The following is a 24,330-nucleotide window of genomic DNA, read 5'->3' on the forward strand; positions in this document are numbered from 1 at the left end:
CGCCAACTTCCCGAGCGCTCCGCTCGCCCTTCTGATAAAACGCCACAACAGAAAGCTTAAAAGCAACGCTGTGTTTGGACATGCAAAACCCCCGAAGGTTGATGTCCAACTTTCGGGGGTCAGATCACTCGGCCGGGGGCTTTTGCTTTGCAGCGGTTGACAAGGTGCCGAGAAACCTTGATTGCACATCAAGTCGCACACGACATTCTAGTAGGACAAAAAATTGAGCGAAGCGCAGGACAAGGCAAACAGACTGATCGAGAAAGGCAGATTGCTTTTTGCGCAGGGCTGGGTATTCATCCGCGGCGTTCCCGCCATGAAGTTCTTGCCTCCCGAAGGGCCGCTTGAAATCGCTTTCGCCGGGCGATCCAATGTCGGAAAATCCTCATTGATCAACGCCATCATCGGACAGAAGGGCCTGGCACGTACGTCGAACACGCCCGGACGGACACAGGAGCTCAACTACTTTGTTCCCGATGGTCATTCAGGCGAAAACGGCGATCTGCCGCCGCTCGCGATCGTGGATATGCCCGGATACGGTTTTGCCGAGGCGCCAAAGGAACAGGTCGATGCCTGGACCCGACTGGTGTTCGATTATCTGCGCGGGCGGACGACCCTGAAGCGCGTATACGTGCTGATCGATGCCCGTCACGGTGTGAAAAAGAACGACGCCGAAGTGCTGGATCTGCTCGATCGCGCTGCCGTTTCCTACCAGATAGTCCTTACCAAGATAGACAAGATCAAGGCTGCCGGCATTCCGCGCCTAATGGAAGAAACGGCCCAGGCCATCAAGAAACGCGCCGCCGCCTATCCGCAGATCCTTGCGACGTCGTCGGAAAAAGGGGCCGGGCTGGACGAGTTGCGCGCTGCTGTCGCGCTGCTCCTCGAGGAATAACATCCCCGGCATAAAAAAGGCCCCGTATGATCCGGGGTTTCGATGGATCACACGGGGCAAGTGCGCAGATGCCCGTCTGCGCAATCAGGCAAGTTGTCTACATCTTTGGCAGCAGAACCCTGTCTATGACATGGATGACACCGTTCGACTGCTTGACATCGGCAATCGTCACGTTGGCAACGGTGCCGTTCTCATCGGTGAGAGTGAGCTTCTTGCCCTTGTACTTGGCGGTCCAGACGCAGCCGCCAACGGTTTTGACCGGGTGAGCCCCTTCGTCATCATCAACCATCTTCATGATGGCCTTGGACGACGCGTCTGCCCCAACCACATGACAAGTCAGTATCTTCGTCAATTTGTCCTTGTTTTCTGGCTTGAGCAGGGATTCGACGGTTCCCTTCGGAAGGACGGCAAATGCTTCATTCGTTGGCGCGAAAACCGTGAAAGGACCTTTTCCTTCGAGGGTCTCGACAAGGCCGGCAGCCTTGACGGCGGCAACCAGCGTCGTGTGATCCTTTGAGTTCACGGCATTCTCAATAATGTTCTTGTTTTCATACATCGGAGCGCCGCCCACATTGGGGTTCTTGGCGAGCGCTGCACCGGCAATGAGGACGGTTGAAAGCGCGATCAGGCGAAGTGATTTGTTTAACATCTCTATCTCCACTGTTTGGTTCCCCTCGGTTGAGGTCAGTGGAGATACGGCAGGCCGCAGACTTAAGTTTCAGCTAGGCTGATTTTTTATTTTGGATGGAGCTGCTCTAGATACCGCGGACCGTTCCGGCGGCGACCACAGCTCCTGTCGGAGCTCCGCTCGGCGAGCCGCCAATGGGCTCGACTGAAATGGCCAGCGTCGTTCCGTCACGCAGTTTCGCGGCAACGGGCTGTGGCAGGTCAAACGCGGTCACTTGCGGCGACTTTAACAAACCGAGTGAGACCGGCGCCTCGTTGCCGGCGATCAACCATAATTCGAGGGAACGGTCCTGCGGTATGTCACCGGCAACGACCGTGATTTTCAGTTTTCTCGTCTGATCGTCGAAGATCGCCATGGTGCGGACAGGACTTCCATCTGCGGCCATGGAAGCAATCAGTTGTGGTGCGGGCTCCGTGGTTGGGAATTCGATCAGATCGCGGCCAAAACCAATGACGGCGAGCGCGAGAGCGGCAAAGGCGAGGCCGCGCCAGAAGATGACGCTGCCCCATAGCGGGATACCTGCCTGCGTCTCTTCCGTTCCGAACAGTCGGTGGTCGATCCGGCTTTTCAGGTAGTGCGGAGCTGATGCCTCCGCGAAATGTTCGTTGAGCGGGTCGAAATGGTGCTGCCATCGTGCGACCAGTTGGGCAAAGGGCTTGTCGGTTTCGATACGGCGCGCAACCGCGCGCCGCTCCTCGGCAGGGAGCACGCCCAACACATATTCAGCGGCGATGAGATCATCGCCTTCCGGGATTGTGTCTTCGGGTGGTATCGAGCTCATCCCTCCAGGCATTCCTTCAGTTTCATCAGGCTGCGGCGCAGCCACGTCCTCATCGTATTCAAAGGCACCTTGTACCGGCTGGCCAGGGCCTCATAACTGTCGCCGTTCAGATAAGCGGCACGGACCGCTTCGGCCCGCGCCGCTTCCAACTGGTCGAGGCAGTCGTAGATGCGCTGCGCCTCGCCCTTTGCCACGGCGGACTGTTCCGGATTGGGCGACGGCTCAACAACGTCCGCAGCCTGGTCCAGTTCGGCCGCGACCAGCTTGCGCGCGCGCAGCACATCGATGCAATGATTGCGGGCAATGGCAACCAGCCAAGAAATCGGACTGGTATCTGCGACGGCAAATCGGTCTGCCTTGTTCCATATCTTGACGTAGATGTCCTGCAGCGCGTCCTCTGCTTCCGTACGGTTACCCAAGACACGCAAACAGACGCCAAATAGTTTCGCGCTCGTCGAGGCATAAAGCGCGTCGAAAGCCGCCCGGTCCCGTAGCGAGACTCGCGAGATGAGCTCCGATATGCCTTCAGGCGTCATACAAATGGCGTTTCCAGCTTATTCATTGAGTAATTTAAATCTGGCGACTGGTTGTACTGTCAATGGCGGATGACAAAAACCTATCCGAAGTGCCTAAATCATATTTGCCCGAAACCGTCTTTAGCGTTAGAGCGAGATAAGATCATATGGAAGCGTTCTGCCGGAGGGAATTTGGTACAAGGTCAAGGGGGTTGGCGAGGCCGATGTGTGTGCATCGGACGAAGCCAAACCCCGAAGAATTTGAAACAAATTCACCCGGCCCTTTGGGTTTCCGTCTGGCGGACACCCACTTTGTCAGGCGGCTTCGTCCGATGGAACCACATCGGCCTTGCCACCTTCCTTGTGGAATGTCTCGCCATCCGGGAAACGGAACAGCTTCAATATGAACTTATCTCGCTCTAAGTACCCCCGTCCTTCCCAAGCCGGAGCCTGCGCATCCATGTCCTCCACATCTGACATCGACCAAACCGCCGAAATCCAGGCAAGCCTTCTCTCTGCCGCTCTGCCTTACATGCAGCGTTATGAAAACAAGACGGTTGTCGTCAAGTATGGCGGCCATGCCATGGGCGATGCAACGCTGGGCAAGGCGTTCGCCCGCGATATCGCGCTGCTGAAGCAGTCCGGTATCAATCCAATCGTAGTCCATGGCGGTGGGCCGCAGATCGCGTCAATGCTCGCACGCATGGGTATTGAATCGAAGTTTGAAGGCGGCCTGCGCGTTACCGACGCCAAGACGCTTGAAATCGTCGAGATGGTTCTTGCAGGTTCAATCAACAAGGAGATCGTTGCCCTCATCAATGCCGAAGGCGAATGGGCGATCGGCCTCTGCGGCAAGGACGGCAATATGGTCTTCGCCGAGAAGGCGAAGAAAACTGTCATCGATCCTGATTCAAACATCGAGAAAATCGTTGACCTCGGTTTCGTCGGCGAGCCCGTGGAAATCGATCGCACACTTCTCGATCTTCTCGCGCGGTCCGAGATGATCCCGGTCATAGCACCGGTCGCACCCGGGCGCGACGGCCATACTTACAATATCAATGCCGACACCTTTGCTGGGGCCATCGCCGGTGCGCTTGCGGCTTCACGCCTTCTGTTCCTGACTGACGTGCCGGGCGTCCTCGATAAGAACAAGGAACTGATCAAGGAGCTGTCCGTCAGCCAGGCTCGCGCGCTGATCAAGGATGGCACGATATCGGGCGGGATGATCCCCAAAGTGGAGACCTGCATCGACGCGATCAATCGCGGCGTCGAAGGTGTGGTCATTCTCAATGGCAAGACGCCGCACTCGGTCCTCCTCGAACTCTTCACCGAGCGTGGCGCCGGCACACTTCTCGTACCTTGATTACCTTTTGAGGTGGTCAAGTGGGATTTTCCCCGGCCCCTTGATATTTTGCAGCACGAGCTGGGTGTGCACATCCCGCACACCCTTCAGCCGCATCAGCCGCTGCATGACGAAGTGGTTGAGATCGTCCACCGTTGGCACCATGACGTGCAGCAGGAAGTCATGCTCACCCGTCATAGTCCAGCAGGACGAGACCTCATCCATGCGCTGAATTTCAGCGATGAAACGTTCAGGCGAGTCATCGCTATGAGTGTTGAGGCGGACCTGCACGAACACTTCGACCATCAGGCCTATCGCCCGTCTATCGATGTTTGCTGCAAAGCCTTTGATCACGCCGCTTTCCTGCAGGTGTTCGAACCGCCGCGCGCAGGGGGTTGCTGAAAGGCCGATCATCTGTGCAAGGTCCGTTACCGCAACGCGGCCATTGCCTTGCAGGATCTGCAGCATCTTGATCTCAAAATCGCTCAATTGAGTTGATGTCACTCCACAATCTCCTGATTGGAGGGTAATTCACCTGAAACTATGCGCTGCTGAGCTGATTAGGTCAAATTCTCTCATTCCCTCGTTTTATCCTGTGGCAAAGATCATGGATTGGAGGAGTATCCTATGACTATCAGCGTTGAAGCCTACGCCCGCGAATGTGCCGAGCAGGGATTGCGTGGCAACTACGCCGTTTGCCAGCCGGATTTTACCGTCGAACAGAAATATGACTATTCGGATGAGGACCAGGAAGTGTGGCGCACGCTTTGCGACCGCCAGACGAAATTGACGTCGAAGCTCGCGCATCACTCCTATCTCGATGGTGTGGACGCACTTGGTCTTTTGGATCGCATTCCGGATTTTCATGAGGTCAGCGAGCGGTTGCGCAAACTGACCGGATGGGAGATCGTCGCGGTACCGGGGCTGATTCCGAACGAGCCGTTCTTCGACCACCTTGCCAATCGGCGTTTTCCGGTGACGAACTGGTTGCGAAGCAAGAAAGAGCTCGATTACATCGTCGAACCTGACATGTTCCATGACTTCTTTGGCCATGTGCCCATATTGAGCCAACCGGTCTTTGCCGATTTCATGCAGCTCTACGGCGAGAAGGGCGGCGCCGCGTCACGCATGGGCGGCGAGCAACTGGCCGCCAGGCTCTACTGGTACACCGCGGAATTCGGGCTGATGCGGGAAGAGGGTGCGCCGCTCAAGGCATTCGGAGCGGGCCTTATGTCGTCATTCAGCGAACTGCAGTTTGCTGTAACAAGCCCCGACGCCCATCACGTACCGTTCGATCTCGAAACCGTGATGCACACGAACTATGAAATCGACAAGTTCCAGCGAGCCTATTTTGTCTTGCCGTCATTTGCCGCGCTGAAAGATTCATTCGAGAAGGCCGACATGGCGAAACTGATCGAGCGCTGGAAGGATGTGGAACCTCTGGATCCGGCAACGGTGTAATGCCAATCATGCAATCGGCGGTCGTTGTCCGGTTGCAACCGGTTCATGCTGCATTCTGCATTTTGGACTGAATGCACACGCAGTTGCGGCCGTTGCGCTTTGCCTCGTAGAGCCGGCGGTCCGCGATCTGGAAGTAATCGGCTATGGTGCCTTTTGATACGCCAACGACGCCGCCAATGCTGACGCTGAGCGGTACGCGTTCATTTTCGGGCGTCCGGTATTCGATGCGGTTGACTTCCATGCGAATAGTCTCGGCTATGGATTTAACCTGGCTCTCGTCGTCGGTCGCGAGATAAACGGCGAATTCCTCACCGCCAATCCGCCCGATGCTGTCATCCGGCCTGATACAATTATTGATGCATTGCCCGATTGCCATCAGGGCACCATCCCCATTGTAATGCCCATGCATATCGTTGATTTTCTTGAAATGATCGGCATCGATGATGAGCAGTGAACCCATTTGGTGCTGGCGGGCGCCTTCCATATAGTTGAAAAACGCCTCGCGGTTGAGCAAGCCTGTCATGCTGTCGCGTGACGATTTCTCGAATAGTTTGGCGTTGGTGATCTCGAGTTCCTGCATGACCCGGTTGAGCGTTTCGAGCGTTAGCCGCAGTTTCTCCGATTGCCGGAAGACCAGGAACGAGATCGCAGGAGAAATCACGAGAGGGCAAACGGTGGCAATGAGGTAACCCCTCGGGTCGTGCATGTCGTTAGCGGACATCATGATTCCGGTGATCAACAGGGAGCACGCCACTGAAATCACCATGACCATCGCGCATTTGAGGAGAATTCTATTCATGAACTTGCGACCCGAAGCACTTCTCGCTCCTACGACGAATTAATGAAGCGCCTGTTAGTGAAAAAATTAAAAACGGTCGTAGTTCAGACTTTTTTCGTCTATTGATTCGGGAGTGAAACAGAATGCCTTGTGTCTGTTTCGGCTTTTCGTAAAACGGCGGAACCTTGCTCGCGTATGACAAATAAACCGGATCCCTTGAATTTTGCCCATGTGACCGATTGGGTGTTCGACCTCGACAATACCCTTTATCCGCATCATTCCAATCTGTTTTCCCAGATCGATGTGAAAATGACGGGGTATGTGGCCGACCTCCTGAAACTGTCCCACACGGACGCGCGCGAGCTTCAGAAGCGGTTCTATAAGGACTATGGCACGACCCTGAAAGGGCTGATGGATCGCTACGATATCGATCCGGATGATTTTCTGCAGAAGGTCCACGACATCGACTATTCGTGGCTCGTGCCGAATCCTTCCCTGGCGACTGCCATCAAACAACTACCTGGGCGCAAGTTCATCTTCACCAATGGTGATCGCGGCCACGCCGAACGCGCGGCCCGCCAGCTCGGCGTCCTCGATCAGTTCGACGATATTTTTGATATCCGGGCTGCGGAACTAACGCCAAAACCCGCTCGCGAGACGTATGACCGGTTTCTCAGTCTGCACAAGATCGAAGCGGGCAGCTGTGTCATGTTTGAGGATCTGGCACGCAATCTCATCGAGCCCAAGGCCCTCGGAATGACGACCGTCTTAATCGTTCCGCACAATTTTGAACCGACATTCTCAGAAATATGGGAGCGTGATCCCGGCAACACCGATCATGTTGATTATGTTACCGATGATCTCACCTCGTTCCTCAACTCGATTCTGCCAATGAGCGCACGAGAGACCGTCTGACCCGGTCTCTTCTACTCAAGATCGTAAAAGGTTCGAATGACTTCCCAGGCTTCGTCGGCCTTGTCGACGAAGGTGATCAGTTTGAGATCTGACGGCGAGATGACGCCCTGCTCGGCGAGGAAATCGAAATCAACGGCCTTTTCCCAGAATGACTTGCCGAACAGCAGGAACGGAATGCGTTCCATTCGGCCCGTCTGTATGAGCGTGAGAGCCTCGAACGTCTCGTCCATCGTGCCGAAGCCGCCAGGGAAGATTGCCATGGCCTTGGCTCGCATGAGGAAGTGCATCTTGCGGATGGCGAAATAGTGGAAATTGAAGCAAAGCTCCGGCGTGACATAGGCATTGGGCGCCTGTTCATGCGGCAGAACAATGTTGAGGCCGATCGTCGGCGCCCCAACGTCGGCTGCTCCGCGGTTGCCTGCTTCCATCACGCCCGGACCGCCGCCAGTGACGACGACGAATTCGCGATTATAGGTTGTCGACGAATAGGTGGAGCATAGTTGGGCGAATTTGCGCGCCTCGGCGTAATAATGTGAACTGGCCTCGAGGTTCTTCTTCTGCGTCGCGTTTTTTGCTGCCCAGGCAGCGCCGCCTGGCTCGGGAATACGCGCTCCGCCAAACAGAACCACGGTAGAACGGATACCGCGTTCGGCGAGCGCCATTTCCGGTTTGAGCAATTCCAGTTGAAGCCGCACTGCGCGCAACTCGCGGCGCGTCATGAATTCCGGATCCGCGAAAGCGAGGCGATAGGTGTCTGATTGGGTTTGCCTCGTTTCAGGAGCGGTTTCGACGCGGCGCACCGCTTCGGAGGAGTGCGAGAACGGGGTCCAGCTATTTTTTTCATCAGTATTCAATTGTTGTACTCCTTCTGCGGACGCTCATGACGCTTACAGACATAAAATTCCATTCACCATCCAACATGGTAGCCCCGAGATTGACCCTCTCACAGACTTATCTTACTAGGCCATTGTTCTTAACCGCCCGTGTAATGGAGTGACCAGCAAATGTCCAAGCCCGATCTGACCAGTCTCGAAAAGACGATCGACAAGGCCTTCGATGAGCGCGATGCGATCAGCACCGAAACGCGTGGCGAAGTTCGTGAGGCCGTCGAAACATCGCTGCTGCTGCTTGATAGTGGACAGGTGCGTGTTGCCGAGAAACAGGCAGATGGCGCATGGACAACCAACCAATGGCTGAAAAAGGCCGTGCTCCTGTCCTTCCGGCTCAACCCCATGGGCATAATCGAGGGCGGACCCGGCGGTGCGCCCTGGTGGGACAAGGTACCGTCGAAGTTCGATGGCTGGGGCGCAACCGAGTTCGCCAAAGCAGGAATTCGCACGGTTCCAAATGCGATCGTCCGCCGTTCTGCCTATATTGCTCCGGGCGTCATTCTGATGCCATCCTTCGTCAATCTCGGCGCCTATGTCGACGAAGGGACAATGGTCGACACATGGGCTGGCGTTGGTTCTTGTGCGCAGATCGGCAAACATGTCCACTTGTCGGGAGGTGTCGGCATTGGTGGCGTGCTTGAGCCGATGCAGGCTGGCCCGACCATCATTGAAGATAACTGCTTCATTGGCGCGCGCTCGGAAGTGGTCGAAGGCTGCATCGTCCGCGAAGGCGCGGTCCTTGGCATGGGCGTCTTCATCGGCAAGTCGACCAAGATTATCGATCGTGCAACGGGCGAGATTTTCTACGGCGAAGTGCCGCCCTATTCGGTCGTCGTTGCCGGTACTCTGCCAGGAAAACCACTCCCGAATGGCGAGCCAGGGCCTGGGCTTTATTGTGCGGTGATCGTCAAGCGCGTCGATGAAAAGACCCGTTCCAAGACATCCATCAACGAATTGTTGCGCGATTAGGGCACATCACGGCGGGAGGGGCGAACCCTCCTCTGCCTTGGCATCGCGGATTTCAGCGACCGAATGCGGCCGGAGCGGCTTGCCCTCCGCCCGCTTGACACAGGAAACGACGTTACGGGTAAGTGGAACAGGGATAGCTTTCTCGTCAGCCAAATGAACAATAACACCCTGAAGATAGTCGATCTCGGTCGGGCGGCCGCGCGACAGATCTTCCCACATGGATGAACGGGCGCGAGGATCGATATTGATCATCTTTTTCGCAGCAATGCGGAAAAGGAAATCTGGCAGCCGCAGCACCCATGGAACAAGTGCAGGGGAGACGCCCTGTATCTTCGAGGGCACGATGGCATGTGCATTCAACACTTTCAGACCTTCGCTCATCTGATCCGCGAGGAGACGCCGCCAATTCCGGTCGGCTAGTTGAGTGGCCAGCGGTAGGCCGGAGAGGGCATTAAGCGCATTGTTGAGGTTCATCAGTAGTTTACCCCACAATACACTTTGCATGTCCGGATGGTGGTGAACGTTGAGCCCTGGTGCCGAAAGATCATCGGCCAGGTCGCCCGATCGGTCGTCAACAAGAATGGTGCCGTCGGTGGTGCGGCGAACGGTGAAAGGCACGGCGTCCGGCTCGGACTGAACGACATTGAATGGCACCATACCGGGGACTACGGTAAAACCGGACGGCAGGTTCCGGCGCAAGACCCGGGCATTGTCGACGCCGTTTTGCAGGCTGACTATGGCGGACGTTGAGGGCGCATGCTTTGCGACCAGCTTGGCCATTTCTTCAGTTGCGCCGCTCTTGACGGCAATCACAATGATCTCTGCCTGCGCGAATGCGACCGCTGGATCGACTGCAAGGGTCAATTGCTCTGGTCGAACGAGCGTTTCCGTTCCGTTTAGATCAATGATCTTGAGGCCATGCTGCAGAAGCAGCGATTCGATGCGTGGTCGCACCAGAAAGATAACGTCCTTGCCCGCTGATGCCAGACAACCGCCGACATAACAACCGATCGAGCCGGCGCCAGCGATGACGATCCGGGTTTCGTTTGCAAGCATGGTGCTGTCCCTGATTGATACGCCGACGGCATTTAAACAGATGCCGCCAACACGATCCAGTGTGCCGAACCCTACGTTCCTCGGATCAAACGGCGAACTCGCTGGAACGTCGCGTTCGAGTAGCACACTGGCACATTATAACCCTGAAGAGTGTCCTTTCGATCCCGAAGTTCGTGAGAGCTCACTTGATGGGGGCGAACTTCGGGATCGGGACACTAGTTGCGTGACAGCATCATGCTTTTCCATTATCGCTTTTTGGCATGACATCCTCGATCGATCCCGTACAAAATCTCGCCCAGCTCATTGCGTGCCCGTCGATAACGCCAGCGGAAGGCGGTGCATTATCTGCTCTCCAGGCCATGCTCGCTCCACTTGGCTTTTCCGTCGAACGGCCGGTCTTCAGCGAGGCCGGCACACCCGATGTGGAGAACCTATATGCGCGCCGTTCCGGCAATGGGCCGCACCTCATGTTTGCCGGCCATACGGATGTCGTGCCGGTCGGTGATGAGGGCGCATGGACCGTTCCACCGTTTTCAGCCGAGATCCGCAATGGCGAAATGTATGGCCGCGGCGCCGTTGACATGAAAGGCGGCATTGCCTGTTTCGTCGCTGCCGTGGCTCGTCATCTTGAGAAGAACGGTGCCCTCAAGGGTTCGGTTTCTTTTGTCATCACCGGTGACGAAGAGGGACCATCTATCAATGGCACAGGCAAGTTGCTGGAATGGGCCAAAGCAAGGGGCGAAAAATGGGACGCCGCCATCGTCGGTGAGCCGACGAACCCGGACAAGCTCGGTGATATGATCAAGATCGGCAGGCGCGGCTCCCTGTCGGGAACAGTCGTCGTGCATGGCGTGCAAGGTCATGCCGCCTATCCACACCTCGCCGACAATCCCGTACGTGGTCTCGTGACGCTGGTGGACAGCCTGCTCTACCCCGTGTTTGACGAAGGGACGAAGGATTTTCAGCCGACCAATCTCGAAGTGACCACGATCGATGTCGGGAATCCCGCCGTCAACGTTATCCCCGCCACTGCCACCGCTACGTTCAACGTCCGCTTCAACGATACGTGGACAGGCGAAACGCTGATGGCGGAGATTCATAACCGTCTTGATCAGGCATCACGCCGACACAAGCTGCGCCCCGGTAAGAGCGAGCCGGTGAATTACGACCTCAACTGGCGTAACCGCGTGAGCCATGTCTTCCTGACCCATGAGGAAAAGCTGATCGGCACCCTGAGTTCGTCCATCGAGAAGGTCACAGGTAACCGGCCACAGCTTTCGACTTCGGGTGGGACGTCCGATGCCCGCTTCATCAAGGATTATTGCCCGGTCGTCGAGTTTGGTCTTGTCGGCAAGACGATGCATATGGTTGATGAACGCGTAGCCCTTGCCGATCTCGAAACGCTGACGCAAGTTTATGAGCGGTTCATCTCGGATTTTTTTTCGCAAAAAACATGAGTGATCATGCCGGATTTTGACGAGATTCAGCGGTATTTGTGGGGCGCTTGGCGGATGATGAATGGTCATCCAGACGGGCTGGATCTTCTCGATTTTTCCGAGGACGGTTTCTGGCAATCGTTCCACGCCATTACGATTTCGCTGCCGCCACTCATTCTCGGATGGATCATCTTCGCCAATGACATGATCGCGCTCCGCCCCGAAACCGGCAATCGCTTTTCCATCATGGGCCGGGTGGCATTTGTAGATCTCGCTTCATGGGTCCTGCCATTGGTCGTCCTGGCACTCAGCGCCCGGCAGCTCGGCATTGCCAAGCGTTTCAGCCCCTATGTCGTCGCCAGCAACTGGGGCACCGCCATCGGAGCCTGGCTCATGGTGCCTGCCACGCTGGCGCGCGTCCTCTTGCCTGGCTGGCCAATCTTGGCCACGGGCTTCGGCCTCGCACTTTACGGCGTTATTTTGTTTCTGACGTACCGGCTGACGCATGTCGCTCTGAAGAAGTCGCATGCCTATACGGCGGTATTCTTCGTCGCGCTTGTTGCCGGCTCGCTGTTCGTGATGATCCTGCTTCAGGCCGTACTTGGTATTTCCCTGCCCGAACAGGCGGTGATCGGATAATCCACGCCAATGAGATACAACCCGTAGGGCGGTGCTACAGGTCCGCAGGCCTTCCGGTCGCGTGCTTCCAGAGCTGCGCTGACATCGTCCGCATGCCAGCGGCCGCAACCAACTTCATTGAGCGTTCCGGCAAAGGAGCGGATCTGGTTGTGTAGGAACGATCGGGCGGAGGCGCGGATTTCAATGATTTCGCCACTGCGTGCAACGCTCAGGTGATCGAGCGTCTTCACCGGGCTTTTGGACTGGCATTGGGTAGCCCGGAAGGTAGTAAAATCATGCGTCCCGATGAGCCGCTGCGCTGCATCGTGCATGGCTTCAGCGTCGAGCGGCTTCTTCACCCACCATGCGCGATGTGCTTCGAGCGGGGCAGGCGGCCGGCGATTGACGATGCGGTAGAGATAATGCCGGCCCATCGCCGAAAATCGAGCATCGAAACGTTCGCCGACAAGTTCGACATTGATGATCCCGACCGTTTCGCCAGCGATCACCAGATGCGCATTCAGTGCCTCGCGAACCTTCGAACTGCTCCAGTTCTTGGTCAGGTCGACATGGGCAACCTGCGCGGTTGCGTGAACGCCTGAATCCGTGCGGCCAGCGGCGCCTAGGGAGATTGTGTCGCCGCAGAACTTGAAGATGGCCTGCTCTATGGCTGCCTGGACAGTGTGGCCGTTTTCCTGCCGCTGCCAGCCTGCATAAGGCGTGCCGTCATATTCGACTGTGAGCTTGTAACGGGGCACTACAAGGCTCCAAAGGCGGGAGCATAGATCAGCGTCCCCGATGAAGGTGCGTCGCCAAAGGCAACGGCCTGCAGATACTCGCCTTGATACTCACTAAAGAAGCCCGATGCCCGCTGATGCTCATAGCCAAAGCGTCCATAATACTCGGGCTCCCCGAGGACGACGGAAAGCGTTTCGCCAGCACTTGCGAGGTGCTCATGCGCACTTCGCACCAGTTCACTTCCGATACCCTGTTCCTGGTGATCGGGCGAAACTGCGAGAGGCGCCAGCGCAACAGCATCGGAATCCTCTGTCGCGGTCACTTTCAACCGCGAAAACAGGATATGCCCGACGATTGTTTCGTGTTTCAGGGCGACCAATTCGAGCACCACATCATTGTCCTGTCGCAGGCGGTCCACGAGGTCAGCTTCGTCGGCCCCTTGAAAAGCCGCTTTCAGGATGTCGGAAATGGCCGGGCAATCCTCGGGGCTGGCTGCACGGATCGTGATGCCTTTCATGGCAGCCGCGTCCCTTGCGCGATCTTGGCGCCGCGCTGAAACTCTTGTCCGTCCATGACCTTGCCGCCCGCGCGCTGCAGCGAGCGCAGGCGCACCGCCCCTTCGCCGCAGGCAATGCGCAAATCATCGTCGAGAACCGTGCCAGGATCACCAACGCCGGTTGCCAGGATCGAGCGCAGCAGCTTCACCCGTTCGAGGTTGTCGCCAATCTCCATCTCGCACCAGGTCCCGGGAAAGGGAGCGAGCCCGCGAATACGGTTGTGCACATCGATCGCCGGCTGTGTCCAGTCGATCCGGGTCTCTGCCTTGGTGATTTTCGAAGCGTAGGTGACGCCCTCTTCAGATTGCGGGGTCAGGCTCAGGCTGTCGCGCTCCAGCGCCGCCATGGCACGGACCATGAGATCGGCACCCGCCATGGAGAGATGATCATGCAGTTCGCCTGCGGTCATATCGGCGGTGATCTTCACTTTCTCGGCCATAGCGACCGGACCGGTGTCGAGACCTTCGTCCATCTTCATGATCATTATGCCGGTCTCGAGATCGCCGGCCATGATTGCCCGCTGGATCGGCGCTGCACCCCGCCAGCGCGGCAACAGGGAAGCGTGGCCGTTGTAGCAGCCCAGTCGCGTTCCCTCCAAAATTGCGTGCGGCAGGATCAGCCCATAGGCAACGACGACCGCAACATCTGCCTGAAGATCGCGGAATGCCTGTTGTTCATCCTCGCTTTTCAGGCTTTTGGGCGTTCGTACTTCGATGCCGAACTGCTCTGCGTTGCGCTGTACGGGCGAAGGTGTGAGTTCCAGACCGCGACGACCCGCTGGACGTGGCGGTTGGCTATAAACGGCGACGATCTCATGGCCCTGACCGATCAAGGCGTTGAGGATGGGAACCGAGAAATCCGGCGTCCCCATGAAGACGATGCGCAAGCTCATCGGTCTAAACCGCCAGTTTGCTCGGTGGACGATCCTTGGCGAGCTTCTTGAACTTCTTGACGACCATCTCGCGTTTTAATCGCGAAATATGATCGATGAACAGAACGCCGTTGAGATGATCGATCTCATGCTGTAGGCACGTGGCGAGAAGCCCATCCGCCGGAACGTCATGGCTCCTGCCGTCAAGGTCGAGATAGGAGACCCGCACTTCCGCCGGACGTTCCACTTCCGCATAATAGTCGGGGATGGACAGGCAACCCTCCTCGTAAACATTGCGCTCGGTGCTGGACGACAATATCTGCGGGTTGATGAAAACCTGCGGTGCGTTGGGCTCGTCTTCCTTGGAAAGATCGATGACCAGCATCCGCAACGGCTCGCCTACCTGAATTGCGGCAAGGCCGATGCCCGGAGCGTCGTACATGGTATCCAGCATATCAGCGGCGAATTTGCGCAAATCGGCGTCAAAGCGCTCCACAGGTTTTGAGACCTGACGCAACAGTGGATCGGGAAGGATGACAAGCGGTTTGATAGACATGAGCATCACCTAATATCTCGGCTTACAACCGTCAATCCGATGTAAAAGCCAATTGTAAAAATGTTCTTGTTTTGATCTCACATTTGCTATCCGAATCGGTTAGTCTTATTGCTATGGAAACATCAATTTCACTCGATCAAACACTATTTCAGCTCGGTGCCAGTTCGATATCGCTGGGCGCGACGCTCTTCGCAGCGGCGGTAATAGCAGCGCTTATCATTCTTTTCGCCAGTATCGCGGTGTGGCGCTCGGCGCGCATGCGGCTCGTTGCTGAAATACAGGCAGAAGACCGGGCACGCGATGCCGAAGTGCGGATGGGTGAAATCCTGAAGAGCCAGGCGGAGATGCAGGGCCGCATGCAGACCATGGCAGAGCTGTTTGGTTCGCGGCAGGCCGAGCTCAATCAGTCGATCCGGGAGCGGCTTGACGGCATGACGAGCCGCATCGGTCAGACGATGACCGAACAGACGCAGTCGACCCACGAAAATCTCGCCAAACTGCAGGAGCGGCTGGCCGTCATTGATACGGCACAGAACAATATTCAGGCCCTTGCAGGGCAGGTGGTGCAACTGCAGGCGATCCTTGCCAACAAGCAGACGCGCGGTGCCTTTGGTCAGGCGCGTATGGAGGCCATTATCGCCGACGGCCTGCCGCAGGGCGCTTACGAATTTCAGGCGACGCTCTCCAACGGCAGCCGTCCGGACTGCGTGGTTCGCATGCCGAATGGCGCGCCCAATCTCGTCATCGATGCGAAATTCCCACTAGAAGCATGGAATGCCATTCGCGATTCCGAAGGTCCCGAGGCCAAGAAAATAGCGCTCGCACAATTTCGCCGCGATGTGGAAGTGCATATTCGCGACGTTGCCGAGAAATACCTGATCAATGGCGAAACCCAGGACACGGCGTTTCTCTTTGTGCCTTCGGAGTCGATCTTCGCGGAGATCCATGAGAATTTTGAAGGTTTGGTGCAGAAGGCGCATCGTGCCCGCATTGTGATCGTTTCGCCATCGCTGCTTATGCTTTCCATTCAAGTCATTCAGGCGGTCCTCAAGGATGTGCGCATGCGTGAACAGGCTCATCTCATCCAGGGCGAAGTCATCCGGCTGATGGAAGATGTGGGCCGCCTCGATGACCGTGTCCGCCGCCTGCAGACGCATTTCGGCCAGGCAAACAAGGACATTGACGACATTCTCGTCTCGTCAAGCAAGGTGACGAAGCGCGGCCAGAAGATCGAAGCGCTGGAATTTGCCGAGCCGGGCGGAGAAGTGGTCAAAGATCTTGATGCAAGCCGCTCCGCCGCGTCGGCGACGGGTCAATTGCGCTTGCGTGTTGTCGACGGCGAGGATTAACAGTCGGCGATAGTGCGAACCTGCGGCAGGAAATGGTCGGAATGGCGCTAGCCGTATCGCCTGTCTTGCGCTAACCCTGCCTCAAATAGTGCAGGACATCATGGCTCAATCGACAACTGAACAGGCAATCTTCCTCGGCATCGATACCGGCGGTACCTACACCGATGCAGTGCTCTGGTCGGAACAACGGGGCGTCATTGCCAAGGCGAAGGCACTGACCACGCGTCACGACCTCAGTGTCGGCATCTCGGGAGCAGTTGGGCGCATTCTTGCCGAAGCATCGGTCCTTCCGGCCGATATAAGGCTCGTTTCAATGTCGACGACGCTCGCCACCAACGCCCTGGTTGAAGGACAAGGCGGGCGCATCGGGCTCGTCATGGTCGGCTTCTCACGGGGCGATCTCGAAAAGGCTGATCTTGGGACTGCGCTTGGATCTGATCCTGCTGTGTTCCTTCCCGGCGGACACGACGTCTACGGCCGGGCGCAACCATTCGATATGGCTGCCTTGACGGACGCCTTGCCCTCCCTGCGGCAGGAAGTGACCGGTTTTGCGGTCTGCGCCTATTTTGCCGTGAGAAACCCGGAACATGAAATCGCCATACGCGATCTGATCCGCAAGGAAACAGGGCTTCCCGTTACCTGCAGCCATGAATTGTCTGCCAAACTCAATGGTCCGCGTCGCGCCTTGACGACGGTCCTCAACGCCCGCCTTATCGCCATGATTGACCGGCTGGTGGCCGCAACCGAAACATTCCTCGATCGGCGCGGCATCCATGCACCGCTCATGGTCGTGCGCGGTGATGGCGCGCTGGTTTCTGCTGCCTTTGCCAGACATCGTCCGATCGAGACCATCCTTTCGGGGCCTGCGGCCAGCCTTGTTGGCGCGCGCCACATGACCGGCCTCGATAATGCAATCGTTTCGGATATCGGCGGCACGACGACCGATGTCGCGGTTCTGGACAAGGGCAGGCCGCGGCTCGACCCCAATGGAGCAACTGTGGGCGGATTTCGTACCATGGTGGAAGCAGTGGCCATGCGCACCTTTGGTCTGGGCGGCGATTCGGAAGTGTCACTTGACGACAATGCCATGGCTCCACGCATCAAGCTCGGACCGCGGCGGCTGGTGCCGTTGTCCCTGCTTGCAGCAAATCATGGGTCAATCGTCGTCGATCACCTGGTGCGACAGGTCAAGGCTGCCAATGCCGGGCGCCTTGATGGGCGGTTTGCCCTCCTTACCGGCGTTCCGGCGCAGATGGCCTCTGGACTAAGCAAAGGTGAAGCAGAACTCTACGAACGCATCACCACCGAGCCGCAGCCGCTTGACCGGCTATTGAATTCGGTGTCGCAGGCCGCAACGATAAACCGGCTGGTCGCGCGCGGGCTCGTTCATCTTTCAGGTTTCACGCCTTCGGACGCGTGCCACGTGCTTGGACTGCAGGACAACTGGAACGTGGAAGCAGCGCGTTACGGCGCTATTCTCTACGCACGGCGCAAGGACGGTGCCGGGCGCCCGCTTTGCGATACGCCGGAGGAGGTTTCGCATCGCACCTATGACGCTTTGATCCGCCGCTCGTCCGAAGTGGTTCTCGAAACGGCGTTCGCCGAAGATGGCCTCGAAGGCCAGGAGACAGTAGCAAGCCCGCTTATACAGCGCGCGCTTTCGCGCGAAACAGGGATTGCCGGCGCCAAGCTGGATATCGACCGGCCAGTCATAGGGCTGGGCGCATCGGCGCCGGTCTATTATCCAGCGGTTGGCGAGATGCTGGGCACTCGATGCATTGTCCCTGTCGATACGGATGTCGCCAACGCGCTGGGCGCCGTTGTCGGACAGGTGCGCGTTTCTGTGGAGGCGCATATCAGCCAACCGGTTGAGGGACTATACCGCGTCATGGCCGGTGAGGTGGTCAAGGACTTCCAGATGGAGGAAGAGGCGATCGCTTTCACCGAGGCGACGCTGCGGCATCAGGTCGAACAGCTGGCGCTGGAGGCCGGAACCGACGAAGCCCAGATAAATATCTCCAAGGATATCAGTGCTGCGACCGTCGAAGATCAACGTAAATTCATCGAAGCAGTTCTGATTGCCACTGCTACGGGCAGACCGCGCATTGCGCATTGAGCCATTCTTTCCGCCAAGGCAAAAATCCTGTTCACTATTGATGAATTGACGGGGAATGCTCGAGTGTGTTCAAGGATAGGATGACGGAAATCTTGAAGGAACGGATCATGAGCGAACGCATCGAAATCAATGGTTTGAAGGTAGAGAAAGAGCTCTATGACTTCGTGGTCAATGAGGCCATGCCAGGGACCGGTCTCGATGCAGCGCAATTCTGGTCTGGCTTTGCACAGATCGTAAGTGATCTGGCGCTCAGAAATCGCGAATTGCTGAGGAAGCGTGATGCCTTTCAGGAAAAGCTCGACACCTTCTATAAGGAAAAGCGCAACTCCGGATACAGCCCGGAAGAATACGAAGCTTTCCTCAAGGAGATCGGCTACCTGTTGCCGGAAGGCGATGCGTTTTCTGTTTCTACGAGCAACGTTGATCCGGAAATTGCCGTAACCGCTGGCCCGCAGCTCGTCGTTCCCGTCATGAATGCCCGTTATGCTTTGAATGCAGCCAATGCGCGCTGGGGCTCGCTCTATGATGCCTTGTATGGCACGGACGCCATTCCCGAAGAAGGTGGAGCCGAAAAAGGCAAGGCGTTCAATCCTGTGCGGGGTGCGAAAGTCATCGCCTGGGCCAAGGCGTTTCTCGATGAAAGCGCGCCGCTTGATGGCGTGAGCTGGGCGGACGTTTCGGACCTGAGCATCGACAACGAGAAGCTTGCCGTCCATGCCAACGGCAAATCGGTTTCGTTGAAGGACGAAGGCCAATTTGCGGGTTATCGGGGCGGGACCAAGGCGCCGACCGCAATCCTTTTGGTCAAGAACGGCCTGCATGTCGAGATTGTCATCAATGCCGACCATCCGATTGGCAAGACTGATCCCGCCCACATCGCCGATGTCCTACTGGAATCTGCATTGACGACCATCCAGGATTGCGAGGATTCTGTTGCTGCCGTTGATGCGGAAGACAAGGTCATCGTCTATCGCAACTGGCTCGGCCTGATGAATGGCGATCTCGAAGACACGTTCGAGAAGGGTGGCAAAACCATCACGCGCAAGCTCAATGCCGACCGGGAATATACCGGCAAGGACGGCAGACCGCTGACGGTACCTGGACGCTCTCTGATGCTGGTGCGCAATGTCGGTCACTTGATGACCAATCCGGCGATACTGGACAAGGAAAACAATGAGGTTCCGGAAGGCATCATGGATGCGGCGATCACAGCGCTGGCCTCGCTCCATGACATCGGGTCAAATGGCCGCCGCATGAATTCCCGTGCGGGATCCATGTATGTCGTAAAGCCGAAGATGCATGGCCCGGAAGAGGTTGCCTTTGCCTCCGAGCTTTTTGGTCGCGTTGAGGCTCTGCTCAACATGCAACCGAACACCATAAAGATGGGCATCATGGACGAGGAACGCCGCACCACGGTAAACCTCAAGGAAGCGATCCGTGCGGCCAAGGAGCGGGTGGTGTTCATCAATACCGGCTTCCTCGATCGCACCGGCGACGAAATCCACACCTCCATGGAAGCGGGCCCGATGATCCGCAAGGGCGACATGAAGCAGGCCTCGTGGATTGGCGCATACGAAAACTGGAATGTCGATATCGGGCTTGAGTGCGGACTTTCCGGTCATGCCCAGATAGGCAAGGGCATGTGGGCGATGCCCGATCTCATGGCGGCTATGCTTGAGCAGAAGATCGCCCATCCCAAGGCTGGCGCGAACACTGCCTGGGTACCGTCACCCACTGCCGCGACATTGCACGCAACGCATTATCACAAGGTGAATGTCGCCGAGGTTCAGGCAGGATTGAGGTCCCGCGCCAGGGCGAAGCTCAGCGATATATTGTCAGTGCCCATCGCCTCACGGCCCAATTGGACGCCGGAAGACATCCAGCGCGAGCTGGACAACAATGCCCAAGGCATTCTCGGTTACGTCGTGCGCTGGGTCGATCAGGGCGTCGGCTGCTCCAAGGTGCCGGACATCAACAATGTCGGCCTGATGGAAGACCGTGCTACCTTGCGTATTTCAGCCCAGCACATCGCCAACTGGCTGCACCATGGGGTCGCCACCGAGGCACAGGTGCTTGAAACGTTGAAACGCATGGCGGCGGTCGTTGACAAGCAAAATGCTAGCGATCCGCTTTATCGGCCGATGGCAGCGGATTTCGACGGCTCCATCGCCTTCCAGGCCGCTTGCGATCTCGTGTTCAAGGGTCGCGAACAGCCGAACGGCTATACCGAGCCGGTTCTGCACCGGCGCCGGCTGGAGCTCAAGTCCAAGCAGGCTTCCGCCTAGATAGCACGACAAATGGCCTGCTTCCGCCCCGCCAGCTGTCTCGCCCTCATCTTTCTGATGAGTGCGAGACTGGCCGTCGCGGAGGAGGCGCCACCGATCATCGAGATTGTCGATTGGGGGCTGACCAGCGCCAAGGAAGTCGGATCTGAAGTATCGCCCGACACGCCTACGGGATTGAACCGGCTCGTCGAAGGCCCAATCGATGTGACACGTACCACGAAAATTCATGCATGCATCGGCACCAGTTTCGGCATTCTCTATAGAATGTCGGCCGTAGATGATGTCGGTGTCCTTCCCATTACGGTCGTGGTGCTGCATCCGAAAATCAGCACGCCGGATGGCCGGTTAATGGAACAGAGCAGTTGGCCCGATACCGCGGTTTCCCAGCGTCGTTACGCAGGTTGGGTGTTCGAGGAGAGTTTCGAACTTGTCTCGGGCTCATGGACGATTTCGCTACGGGACATGTCAGGCAAGGAACTGAATTCGAAGAGTTTCAGCGTGATCGCTGGAAACTGCCCGATTTCTTAAGCTGGCGATTCTGCTAAGTTGACCCATCGACAGCTGGCGAAGGACATTAAGTCGAATGAGCCGCGTGATAAGGTTTGCCTGGTTTGCCGTGTCTCTCGTCATTGCTCTTGCGTCCAGTGCCAGTCTGGCTGCCGCCGGTTCCGAGCTTTATCGGGTCTCCGCCGTCGTTTCCGGACAAGGCGAAGTAAACAGGGCCATAGGGCTGGCGCAATGTCTGGAAGACGTTCTAGTGAAGGTTTCAGGGGATCCACGCCTCATCGGAGATCGAAACGTTGCCGAATTCAAGCAGAGGGCTGGCACTTTCGTCGCCCGGTTTGAATATCGGGATCGAATGTCGGGCATCCCGATACACGATGAGCAGGGATCCTATGACCGCCCTCATGATCTCAGTGTTGAATTCGATGCGGTGAAGATTAATGCGATATTGCGATCGGTTGGACGCCAGCCCTGGCCGTCGCCGAGACCCAATGTCGTTGTATTTCTCGCTGTGAACGGCAGGAAGGCAAAGTTCGCGCTGACGAGCGATGGCGGCCACGACCCCGATATGCGCAATTCGCTTGCGGCCGCAGCGACGCGGGTAGGGCTGCCTATGACATTGCCGACAAGCGAGCAGCTGGCAAGGCGAGGCCTGAATGCGGAAGTTTTGCCGGGAGTTGATGTTCGCGATCTCGAAGCGCAAGGCGGCGTTAAAGACATCGCATTGGCGGGGACTCTGACTTGGAGCGACGAGGCGCTGGGCTGGATCGCAAGCTGGCGGATGGTATCAAATGAGAAAGATTATCGATGGCAGATTCGAGGGGTTGGCTTCGATGACGCATTTCGCAACGGCATGCGGGGCGCAGCGCAGGTTCTTTCCGGCCACGGCGCGCCGCAATAGATTGACCGCAATGATGCGACGCACTTGTTTGCTGGCTGATTCTTGTTTAGGCGATGGCGCATGAAACTGCTTGCGCTCGACACGGCTGCCAATCTCTGTTCCGTCGCCATTCTCGGTGTCGAAACGGGGACTCTGTTGGCTAAGGTCAGCGAGGATATCGGCAAGGGACACGCCGAGCGCCTAATGGCGGTGATTGAAGAGGCACTGGAACAGAGCAAGATTGCTATCGCGGATATTGGCAAGATCGCTGTCAGTGTTGGGCCGGGCTCGTTCACCGGCGTTCGTGTTGGTGTTTCGACTGCCCGCGGTTTTGCGCTCGCCCTGAAGTGCCCGGTCGTCGGTGTCAGCACGCTTCAGGCGCTGGCCTACGACGCTGCAAAACGAATTCCCGGCAAAGCGATCCTTTCGATCATCGATGCCCGCCGCGATGAACTCTATGCGCAATTCTTCAATGAAGATGGATCAGCGGAATCGGAACCCATGGTGACGACGCTGCCTCTGATTCTGGCACAATTGGCGGAGCGGGGTCATATTTATGTGCTTGCTGGATCCGGTGCCCATCTCGTCAACGAAAAGCTTGGTCAGCCCCTCGACGTCGCGGTATCAACGGCTACCGGAAGCATTGAGGCCGTTGCGCGGCTTGGGGCGATCCAGGTGGCAGATGATGCGCCGAGGCCGCTCTATTTGCGCGGACTAGATGTCAAACCGCAACAGGGCTTCGTGTTGAAGCGGAAGGTCGTTGAATGATCGGCTTTCCCTTCGACAATATGCGGTCACGCAGCTTTGTTATCGAGCCTGTTGTTCGGACCGATGCGGCCCAGCTTGCCGCGCTTCACGCGCTAACCTTCCGCCAACACTGGAGCGATGACGAATTTCACGCATTGCTTGTCGAAGACAATGTATTTGGATTCATCGCTCGGGAGGAAGGAAATCCCAAGGCAATGGCAGGTGGCTTCATCGTCGCGAGGCTCGTTCTCGACGAGGCGGAAATCCTGACGATCGCTGTGGCCCCCCCGGCGCAGCGCAGGGGACTCGGACACGCCTTGATGGATGCAACGCTACGCCACCTGCACAATGTGCGAGCCAGCATGCTCTTTCTGGAAGTGGACGAACTCAACGCTCCGGCCCTGGCGCTTTATCGCAGACTCGGCTTCAAGCAGGTCGGGAAACGGCCCGGCTACTATGAAACGGCCGCGGGGCGTTCGACCGCCTTTACTATGCGCCGCGACCTCAAGGCATGTCGCTGATATGATGTCGTGGCTGCGTTTCATAGTCATGGCGATGGCGTTTGCCCTCACGATTCTTGTCCTTGTGCCGCTGCAATATGTCTTCCTTAAAACGGGTTGGGGGCCGCGTACGACCACGCCAATTCTTTTCCACCGGACCGTCAGCCGGCTGCTTGGCTTTCGCATCCATGTGCATGGGGAAATGGCCAAGCAGCGACCGCTCTTGCTTACAGCCAACCACACGTCCTGGACCGACATCGTAATCCTCGGGTCTTTGCGAGAGATGGCGTTCATTGCCAAGGCGGAAGTGGCGACGTGGCCGCTGTTTGGCATGCTCGCCAAGCTGCAGCGCACGGTGTTTATCGAGCGCGAAAAACGTGGCAAAACGCATCATCAGGCCAGCGTCATCGCAACGCGCCTGGCGGCCGGCGACGCCATGGTGCTTTTTGCCGAGGGTACAACATCCGACGGCAATCGTGTGCTGCCCTTCAAGACGTCGCTCTTTGGAGCTGCGCAGGTGGCAATTCGCGAAACCGATGTGGAAACTGTGACCGTGCAACCCGTTGCGATCGCTTATACGCGGGTTCACGGCATGCCGATGGGCCGCGCGCACCGGCCGCTTGTCGCCTGGCCGGGCGACGTGCCGTTAGGGCCAAGCCTGATCGGGCTTCTAAAGGACGGTGCTGTCGACGTTGACGTATGGTTCGGTGAACCTGTCGTCATAGACGGCAAGAGCGACCGCAAGTCTTTGGCGCGGACAATGGAAGAACGGGTGCGCGCAATGGTTCGGACCTCGCTGATGGGACGTGATCTCGCCAGCCCGCAAGGAGAAAGCGGCGATGACCCTATTCTCAACGGCGCCAAAAACCGTTAGAAGCCTGGC

General features: G+C 57.3%; 27 protein-coding genes. 15 read left to right on the forward strand and 12 right to left on the reverse strand.

Annotated elements, in window-relative coordinates:
• Positions 1-223 precede the first annotated feature (223 nt).
• The gene (gene yihA, locus CU102_RS13255; RefSeq protein ID WP_106711592.1) at positions 224-895 is read left to right on the forward strand and encodes a ribosome biogenesis GTP-binding protein YihA/YsxC; all 672 of its coding nucleotides are present in this window, start codon (positions 224-226) and stop codon (positions 893-895) included.
• Positions 896-992: 97 nt separating this feature from the next.
• On the opposite strand, the gene CU102_RS13260 is transcribed toward yihA, so the two are convergent.
• The 4 genes from CU102_RS13260 to CU102_RS29860 form a co-directional block, all read right to left on the reverse strand.
• On the reverse strand, positions 993-1,544 hold the full coding sequence (locus tag CU102_RS13260; protein WP_106711593.1) for a fasciclin domain-containing protein: 552 nt from the start codon (positions 1,542-1,544) through the stop codon (positions 993-995).
• A 106-nt stretch (positions 1,545-1,650) separates the two neighbouring features.
• Positions 1,651-2,364 (reverse strand): anti-sigma factor, encoded by a 714-nt coding sequence (locus tag CU102_RS13265; protein ID WP_166648413.1) that lies wholly within the window; start codon positions 2,362-2,364, stop codon positions 1,651-1,653.
• Positions 2,361-2,900 (reverse strand): sigma-70 family RNA polymerase sigma factor, encoded by a 540-nt coding sequence (locus CU102_RS13270; protein WP_106711595.1) that lies wholly within the window; start codon positions 2,898-2,900, stop codon positions 2,361-2,363. Before CU102_RS13270 ends, CU102_RS13265 begins: the two co-directional genes overlap by 4 nt.
• A gap of 294 nt (positions 2,901-3,194) precedes the next feature.
• A complete protein-coding gene (locus tag CU102_RS29860) occupies positions 3,195-3,341 on the reverse strand; it encodes a hypothetical protein (protein WP_166648412.1) in 147 nt (48 codons plus the stop codon).
• Here CU102_RS29860 and argB point away from each other — a divergent pair.
• On the forward strand, positions 3,340-4,242 hold the full coding sequence (gene argB, locus CU102_RS13275; RefSeq protein ID WP_106711596.1) for an acetylglutamate kinase: 903 nt from the start codon (positions 3,340-3,342) through the stop codon (positions 4,240-4,242). The two genes, CU102_RS29860 and argB, sit on opposite strands and share 2 nt — an antisense overlap.
• On the opposite strand, the gene CU102_RS13280 is transcribed toward argB, so the two are convergent.
• Complete coding sequence (locus CU102_RS13280; protein WP_425351547.1) at positions 4,243-4,725, reverse strand: Lrp/AsnC family transcriptional regulator; 483 nt, start codon at positions 4,723-4,725, stop codon at positions 4,243-4,245.
• Positions 4,726-4,848: 123 nt separating this feature from the next.
• Between CU102_RS13280 and phhA the strand changes: the two genes are divergently transcribed.
• Entirely contained in the window at positions 4,849-5,682 is an 834-nt protein-coding gene (gene phhA, locus CU102_RS13285; RefSeq protein ID WP_106711597.1) for a phenylalanine 4-monooxygenase, read from the forward strand.
• 43 nt (positions 5,683-5,725) lie between these two features.
• On the opposite strand, the gene CU102_RS13290 is transcribed toward phhA, so the two are convergent.
• Positions 5,726-6,481, reverse strand: a complete 756-nt coding sequence (locus tag CU102_RS13290; protein ID WP_106711598.1) for a GGDEF domain-containing protein — start codon at positions 6,479-6,481, stop codon at positions 5,726-5,728.
• 174 nt (positions 6,482-6,655) lie between these two features.
• On the opposite strand from CU102_RS13290, the gene CU102_RS13295 reads away from it, so the two are divergent.
• Positions 6,656-7,375, forward strand: a complete 720-nt coding sequence (locus CU102_RS13295; protein ID WP_106711599.1) for a pyrimidine 5'-nucleotidase — start codon at positions 6,656-6,658, stop codon at positions 7,373-7,375.
• 11 nt (positions 7,376-7,386) lie between these two features.
• On the opposite strand, the gene CU102_RS13300 is transcribed toward CU102_RS13295, so the two are convergent.
• Positions 7,387-8,229 (reverse strand): LOG family protein, encoded by an 843-nt coding sequence (locus CU102_RS13300; protein ID WP_106711600.1) that lies wholly within the window; start codon positions 8,227-8,229, stop codon positions 7,387-7,389.
• Positions 8,230-8,379: 150 nt separating this feature from the next.
• On the opposite strand from CU102_RS13300, the gene dapD reads away from it, so the two are divergent.
• Complete coding sequence (gene dapD / locus CU102_RS13305) at positions 8,380-9,234, forward strand: 2,3,4,5-tetrahydropyridine-2,6-dicarboxylate N-succinyltransferase (protein WP_106711601.1); 855 nt, start codon at positions 8,380-8,382, stop codon at positions 9,232-9,234.
• A gap of 6 nt (positions 9,235-9,240) precedes the next feature.
• On the opposite strand, the gene CU102_RS13310 is transcribed toward dapD, so the two are convergent.
• Complete coding sequence (locus CU102_RS13310; protein ID WP_106711602.1) at positions 9,241-10,290, reverse strand: 2-dehydropantoate 2-reductase; 1,050 nt, start codon at positions 10,288-10,290, stop codon at positions 9,241-9,243.
• A gap of 260 nt (positions 10,291-10,550) precedes the next feature.
• On the opposite strand from CU102_RS13310, the gene dapE reads away from it, so the two are divergent.
• On the forward strand, positions 10,551-11,747 hold the full coding sequence (dapE, locus tag CU102_RS13315; protein WP_106711603.1) for a succinyl-diaminopimelate desuccinylase: 1,197 nt from the start codon (positions 10,551-10,553) through the stop codon (positions 11,745-11,747).
• 6 nt (positions 11,748-11,753) lie between these two features.
• Positions 11,754-12,365 (forward strand): hypothetical protein, encoded by a 612-nt coding sequence (locus CU102_RS13320; RefSeq protein ID WP_106711759.1) that lies wholly within the window; start codon positions 11,754-11,756, stop codon positions 12,363-12,365.
• Here the strand turns inward: CU102_RS13320 and truA are convergent.
• From truA to def, 4 genes are read right to left on the reverse strand one after another with little or no spacing between them, the layout of a single operon-like run.
• On the reverse strand, positions 12,317-13,102 hold the full coding sequence (gene truA, locus CU102_RS13325; RefSeq protein WP_106711604.1) for a tRNA pseudouridine(38-40) synthase TruA: 786 nt from the start codon (positions 13,100-13,102) through the stop codon (positions 12,317-12,319). The two genes, CU102_RS13320 and truA, sit on opposite strands and share 49 nt — an antisense overlap.
• Positions 13,102-13,599 carry a GNAT family N-acetyltransferase gene (locus tag CU102_RS13330; protein WP_106711605.1) on the reverse strand — a complete coding sequence of 166 codons (498 nt, stop codon included), beginning with the start codon at positions 13,597-13,599 and terminating at the stop codon, positions 13,102-13,104. Before CU102_RS13330 ends, truA begins: the two co-directional genes overlap by 1 nt.
• Complete coding sequence (gene fmt / locus CU102_RS13335) at positions 13,596-14,525, reverse strand: methionyl-tRNA formyltransferase (RefSeq protein WP_106711761.1); 930 nt, start codon at positions 14,523-14,525, stop codon at positions 13,596-13,598. The genes CU102_RS13330 and fmt overlap by 4 nt, the downstream gene beginning before the upstream one ends.
• Before the next feature lie 10 nt (positions 14,526-14,535).
• On the reverse strand, positions 14,536-15,066 hold the full coding sequence (gene def, locus CU102_RS13340) for a peptide deformylase (protein WP_106711760.1): 531 nt from the start codon (positions 15,064-15,066) through the stop codon (positions 14,536-14,538).
• A 113-nt stretch (positions 15,067-15,179) separates the two neighbouring features.
• Here def and CU102_RS13345 point away from each other — a divergent pair, with 113 nt between their 5' ends.
• The 8 genes from CU102_RS13345 to olsA all read left to right on the forward strand — a co-directional run bounded on the left by CU102_RS13345 (position 15,180) and on the right by olsA (position 24,321).
• Complete coding sequence (locus CU102_RS13345; RefSeq protein WP_106711606.1) at positions 15,180-16,415, forward strand: DNA recombination protein RmuC; 1,236 nt, start codon at positions 15,180-15,182, stop codon at positions 16,413-16,415.
• Between the two features lie 100 nt (positions 16,416-16,515).
• The gene (locus CU102_RS13350) at positions 16,516-18,531 is read left to right on the forward strand and encodes a hydantoinase/oxoprolinase N-terminal domain-containing protein (protein ID WP_106711607.1); all 2,016 of its coding nucleotides are present in this window, start codon (positions 16,516-16,518) and stop codon (positions 18,529-18,531) included.
• Between the two features lie 107 nt (positions 18,532-18,638).
• Complete coding sequence (locus CU102_RS13355) at positions 18,639-20,816, forward strand: malate synthase G (RefSeq protein ID WP_425351548.1); 2,178 nt, start codon at positions 18,639-18,641, stop codon at positions 20,814-20,816.
• Between the two features lie 57 nt (positions 20,817-20,873).
• Positions 20,874-21,344, forward strand: coding sequence for a DUF3859 domain-containing protein (locus CU102_RS13360; protein WP_166648411.1), 471 nt, complete (start codon positions 20,874-20,876; stop codon positions 21,342-21,344).
• A gap of 55 nt (positions 21,345-21,399) precedes the next feature.
• Entirely contained in the window at positions 21,400-22,221 is an 822-nt protein-coding gene (locus CU102_RS13365; RefSeq protein ID WP_106711609.1) for a DUF2066 domain-containing protein, read from the forward strand.
• 60 nt (positions 22,222-22,281) lie between these two features.
• Positions 22,282-22,968 carry a tRNA (adenosine(37)-N6)-threonylcarbamoyltransferase complex dimerization subunit type 1 TsaB gene (gene tsaB, locus CU102_RS13370; protein WP_106711610.1) on the forward strand — a complete coding sequence of 229 codons (687 nt, stop codon included), beginning with the start codon at positions 22,282-22,284 and terminating at the stop codon, positions 22,966-22,968.
• On the forward strand, positions 22,965-23,468 hold the full coding sequence (locus CU102_RS13375) for a GNAT family N-acetyltransferase (protein WP_106711611.1): 504 nt from the start codon (positions 22,965-22,967) through the stop codon (positions 23,466-23,468). Before tsaB ends, CU102_RS13375 begins: the two co-directional genes overlap by 4 nt.
• 1 nt (position 23,469) lies before the next feature.
• Positions 23,470-24,321: a lyso-ornithine lipid O-acyltransferase gene (olsA, locus tag CU102_RS13380; RefSeq protein WP_106711612.1), complete on the forward strand. Its 852-nt coding sequence runs from the start codon at positions 23,470-23,472 to the stop codon at positions 24,319-24,321.
• Positions 24,322-24,330: the final 9 nt, after the last annotated feature.

This window comes from Phyllobacterium brassicacearum, from assembly GCF_003010955.1.
In the GTDB taxonomy this organism is placed as follows: domain Bacteria; phylum Pseudomonadota; class Alphaproteobacteria; order Rhizobiales; family Rhizobiaceae; genus Phyllobacterium; species Phyllobacterium brassicacearum.

Coding starts and splice junctions, on each gene's coding strand:
- argB (WP_106711596.1), top strand. CDS start 3,340: ATGTCCTCCACATCTGACATCGACCAAACCGCCGAAATCCAGGCAAGC.
- tsaB (WP_106711610.1), top strand. CDS start 22,282: ATGAAACTGCTTGCGCTCGACACGGCTGCCAATCTCTGTTCCGTCGCC.
- def (WP_106711760.1), bottom strand. CDS start 15,066: ATGTCTATCAAACCGCTTGTCATCCTTCCCGATCCACTGTTGCGTCAG.
- CU102_RS13345 (WP_106711606.1), top strand. CDS start 15,180: ATGGAAACATCAATTTCACTCGATCAAACACTATTTCAGCTCGGTGCC.
- CU102_RS13355 (WP_425351548.1), top strand. CDS start 18,639: ATGAGCGAACGCATCGAAATCAATGGTTTGAAGGTAGAGAAAGAGCTC.
- CU102_RS13375 (WP_106711611.1), top strand. CDS start 22,965: ATGATCGGCTTTCCCTTCGACAATATGCGGTCACGCAGCTTTGTTATC.
- olsA (WP_106711612.1), top strand. CDS start 23,470: ATGATGTCGTGGCTGCGTTTCATAGTCATGGCGATGGCGTTTGCCCTC.
- CU102_RS13365 (WP_106711609.1), top strand. CDS start 21,400: ATGAGCCGCGTGATAAGGTTTGCCTGGTTTGCCGTGTCTCTCGTCATT.
- CU102_RS13350 (WP_106711607.1), top strand. CDS start 16,516: ATGGCTCAATCGACAACTGAACAGGCAATCTTCCTCGGCATCGATACC.
- CU102_RS13320 (WP_106711759.1), top strand. CDS start 11,754: ATGCCGGATTTTGACGAGATTCAGCGGTATTTGTGGGGCGCTTGGCGG.
- CU102_RS13260 (WP_106711593.1), bottom strand. CDS start 1,544: ATGTTAAACAAATCACTTCGCCTGATCGCGCTTTCAACCGTCCTCATT.
- CU102_RS13330 (WP_106711605.1), bottom strand. CDS start 13,599: ATGAAAGGCATCACGATCCGTGCAGCCAGCCCCGAGGATTGCCCGGCC.
- CU102_RS13310 (WP_106711602.1), bottom strand. CDS start 10,290: ATGCTTGCAAACGAAACCCGGATCGTCATCGCTGGCGCCGGCTCGATC.
- dapD (WP_106711601.1), top strand. CDS start 8,380: ATGTCCAAGCCCGATCTGACCAGTCTCGAAAAGACGATCGACAAGGCC.
- dapE (WP_106711603.1), top strand. CDS start 10,551: ATGACATCCTCGATCGATCCCGTACAAAATCTCGCCCAGCTCATTGCG.
- phhA (WP_106711597.1), top strand. CDS start 4,849: ATGACTATCAGCGTTGAAGCCTACGCCCGCGAATGTGCCGAGCAGGGA.
- CU102_RS13290 (WP_106711598.1), bottom strand. CDS start 6,481: ATGAATAGAATTCTCCTCAAATGCGCGATGGTCATGGTGATTTCAGTG.
- CU102_RS13265 (WP_166648413.1), bottom strand. CDS start 2,364: ATGAGCTCGATACCACCCGAAGACACAATCCCGGAAGGCGATGATCTC.
- CU102_RS13270 (WP_106711595.1), bottom strand. CDS start 2,900: ATGACGCCTGAAGGCATATCGGAGCTCATCTCGCGAGTCTCGCTACGG.
- CU102_RS13360 (WP_166648411.1), top strand. CDS start 20,874: ATGAGTGCGAGACTGGCCGTCGCGGAGGAGGCGCCACCGATCATCGAG.
- CU102_RS13295 (WP_106711599.1), top strand. CDS start 6,656: ATGACAAATAAACCGGATCCCTTGAATTTTGCCCATGTGACCGATTGG.
- CU102_RS29860 (WP_166648412.1), bottom strand. CDS start 3,341: ATGGATGCGCAGGCTCCGGCTTGGGAAGGACGGGGGTACTTAGAGCGA.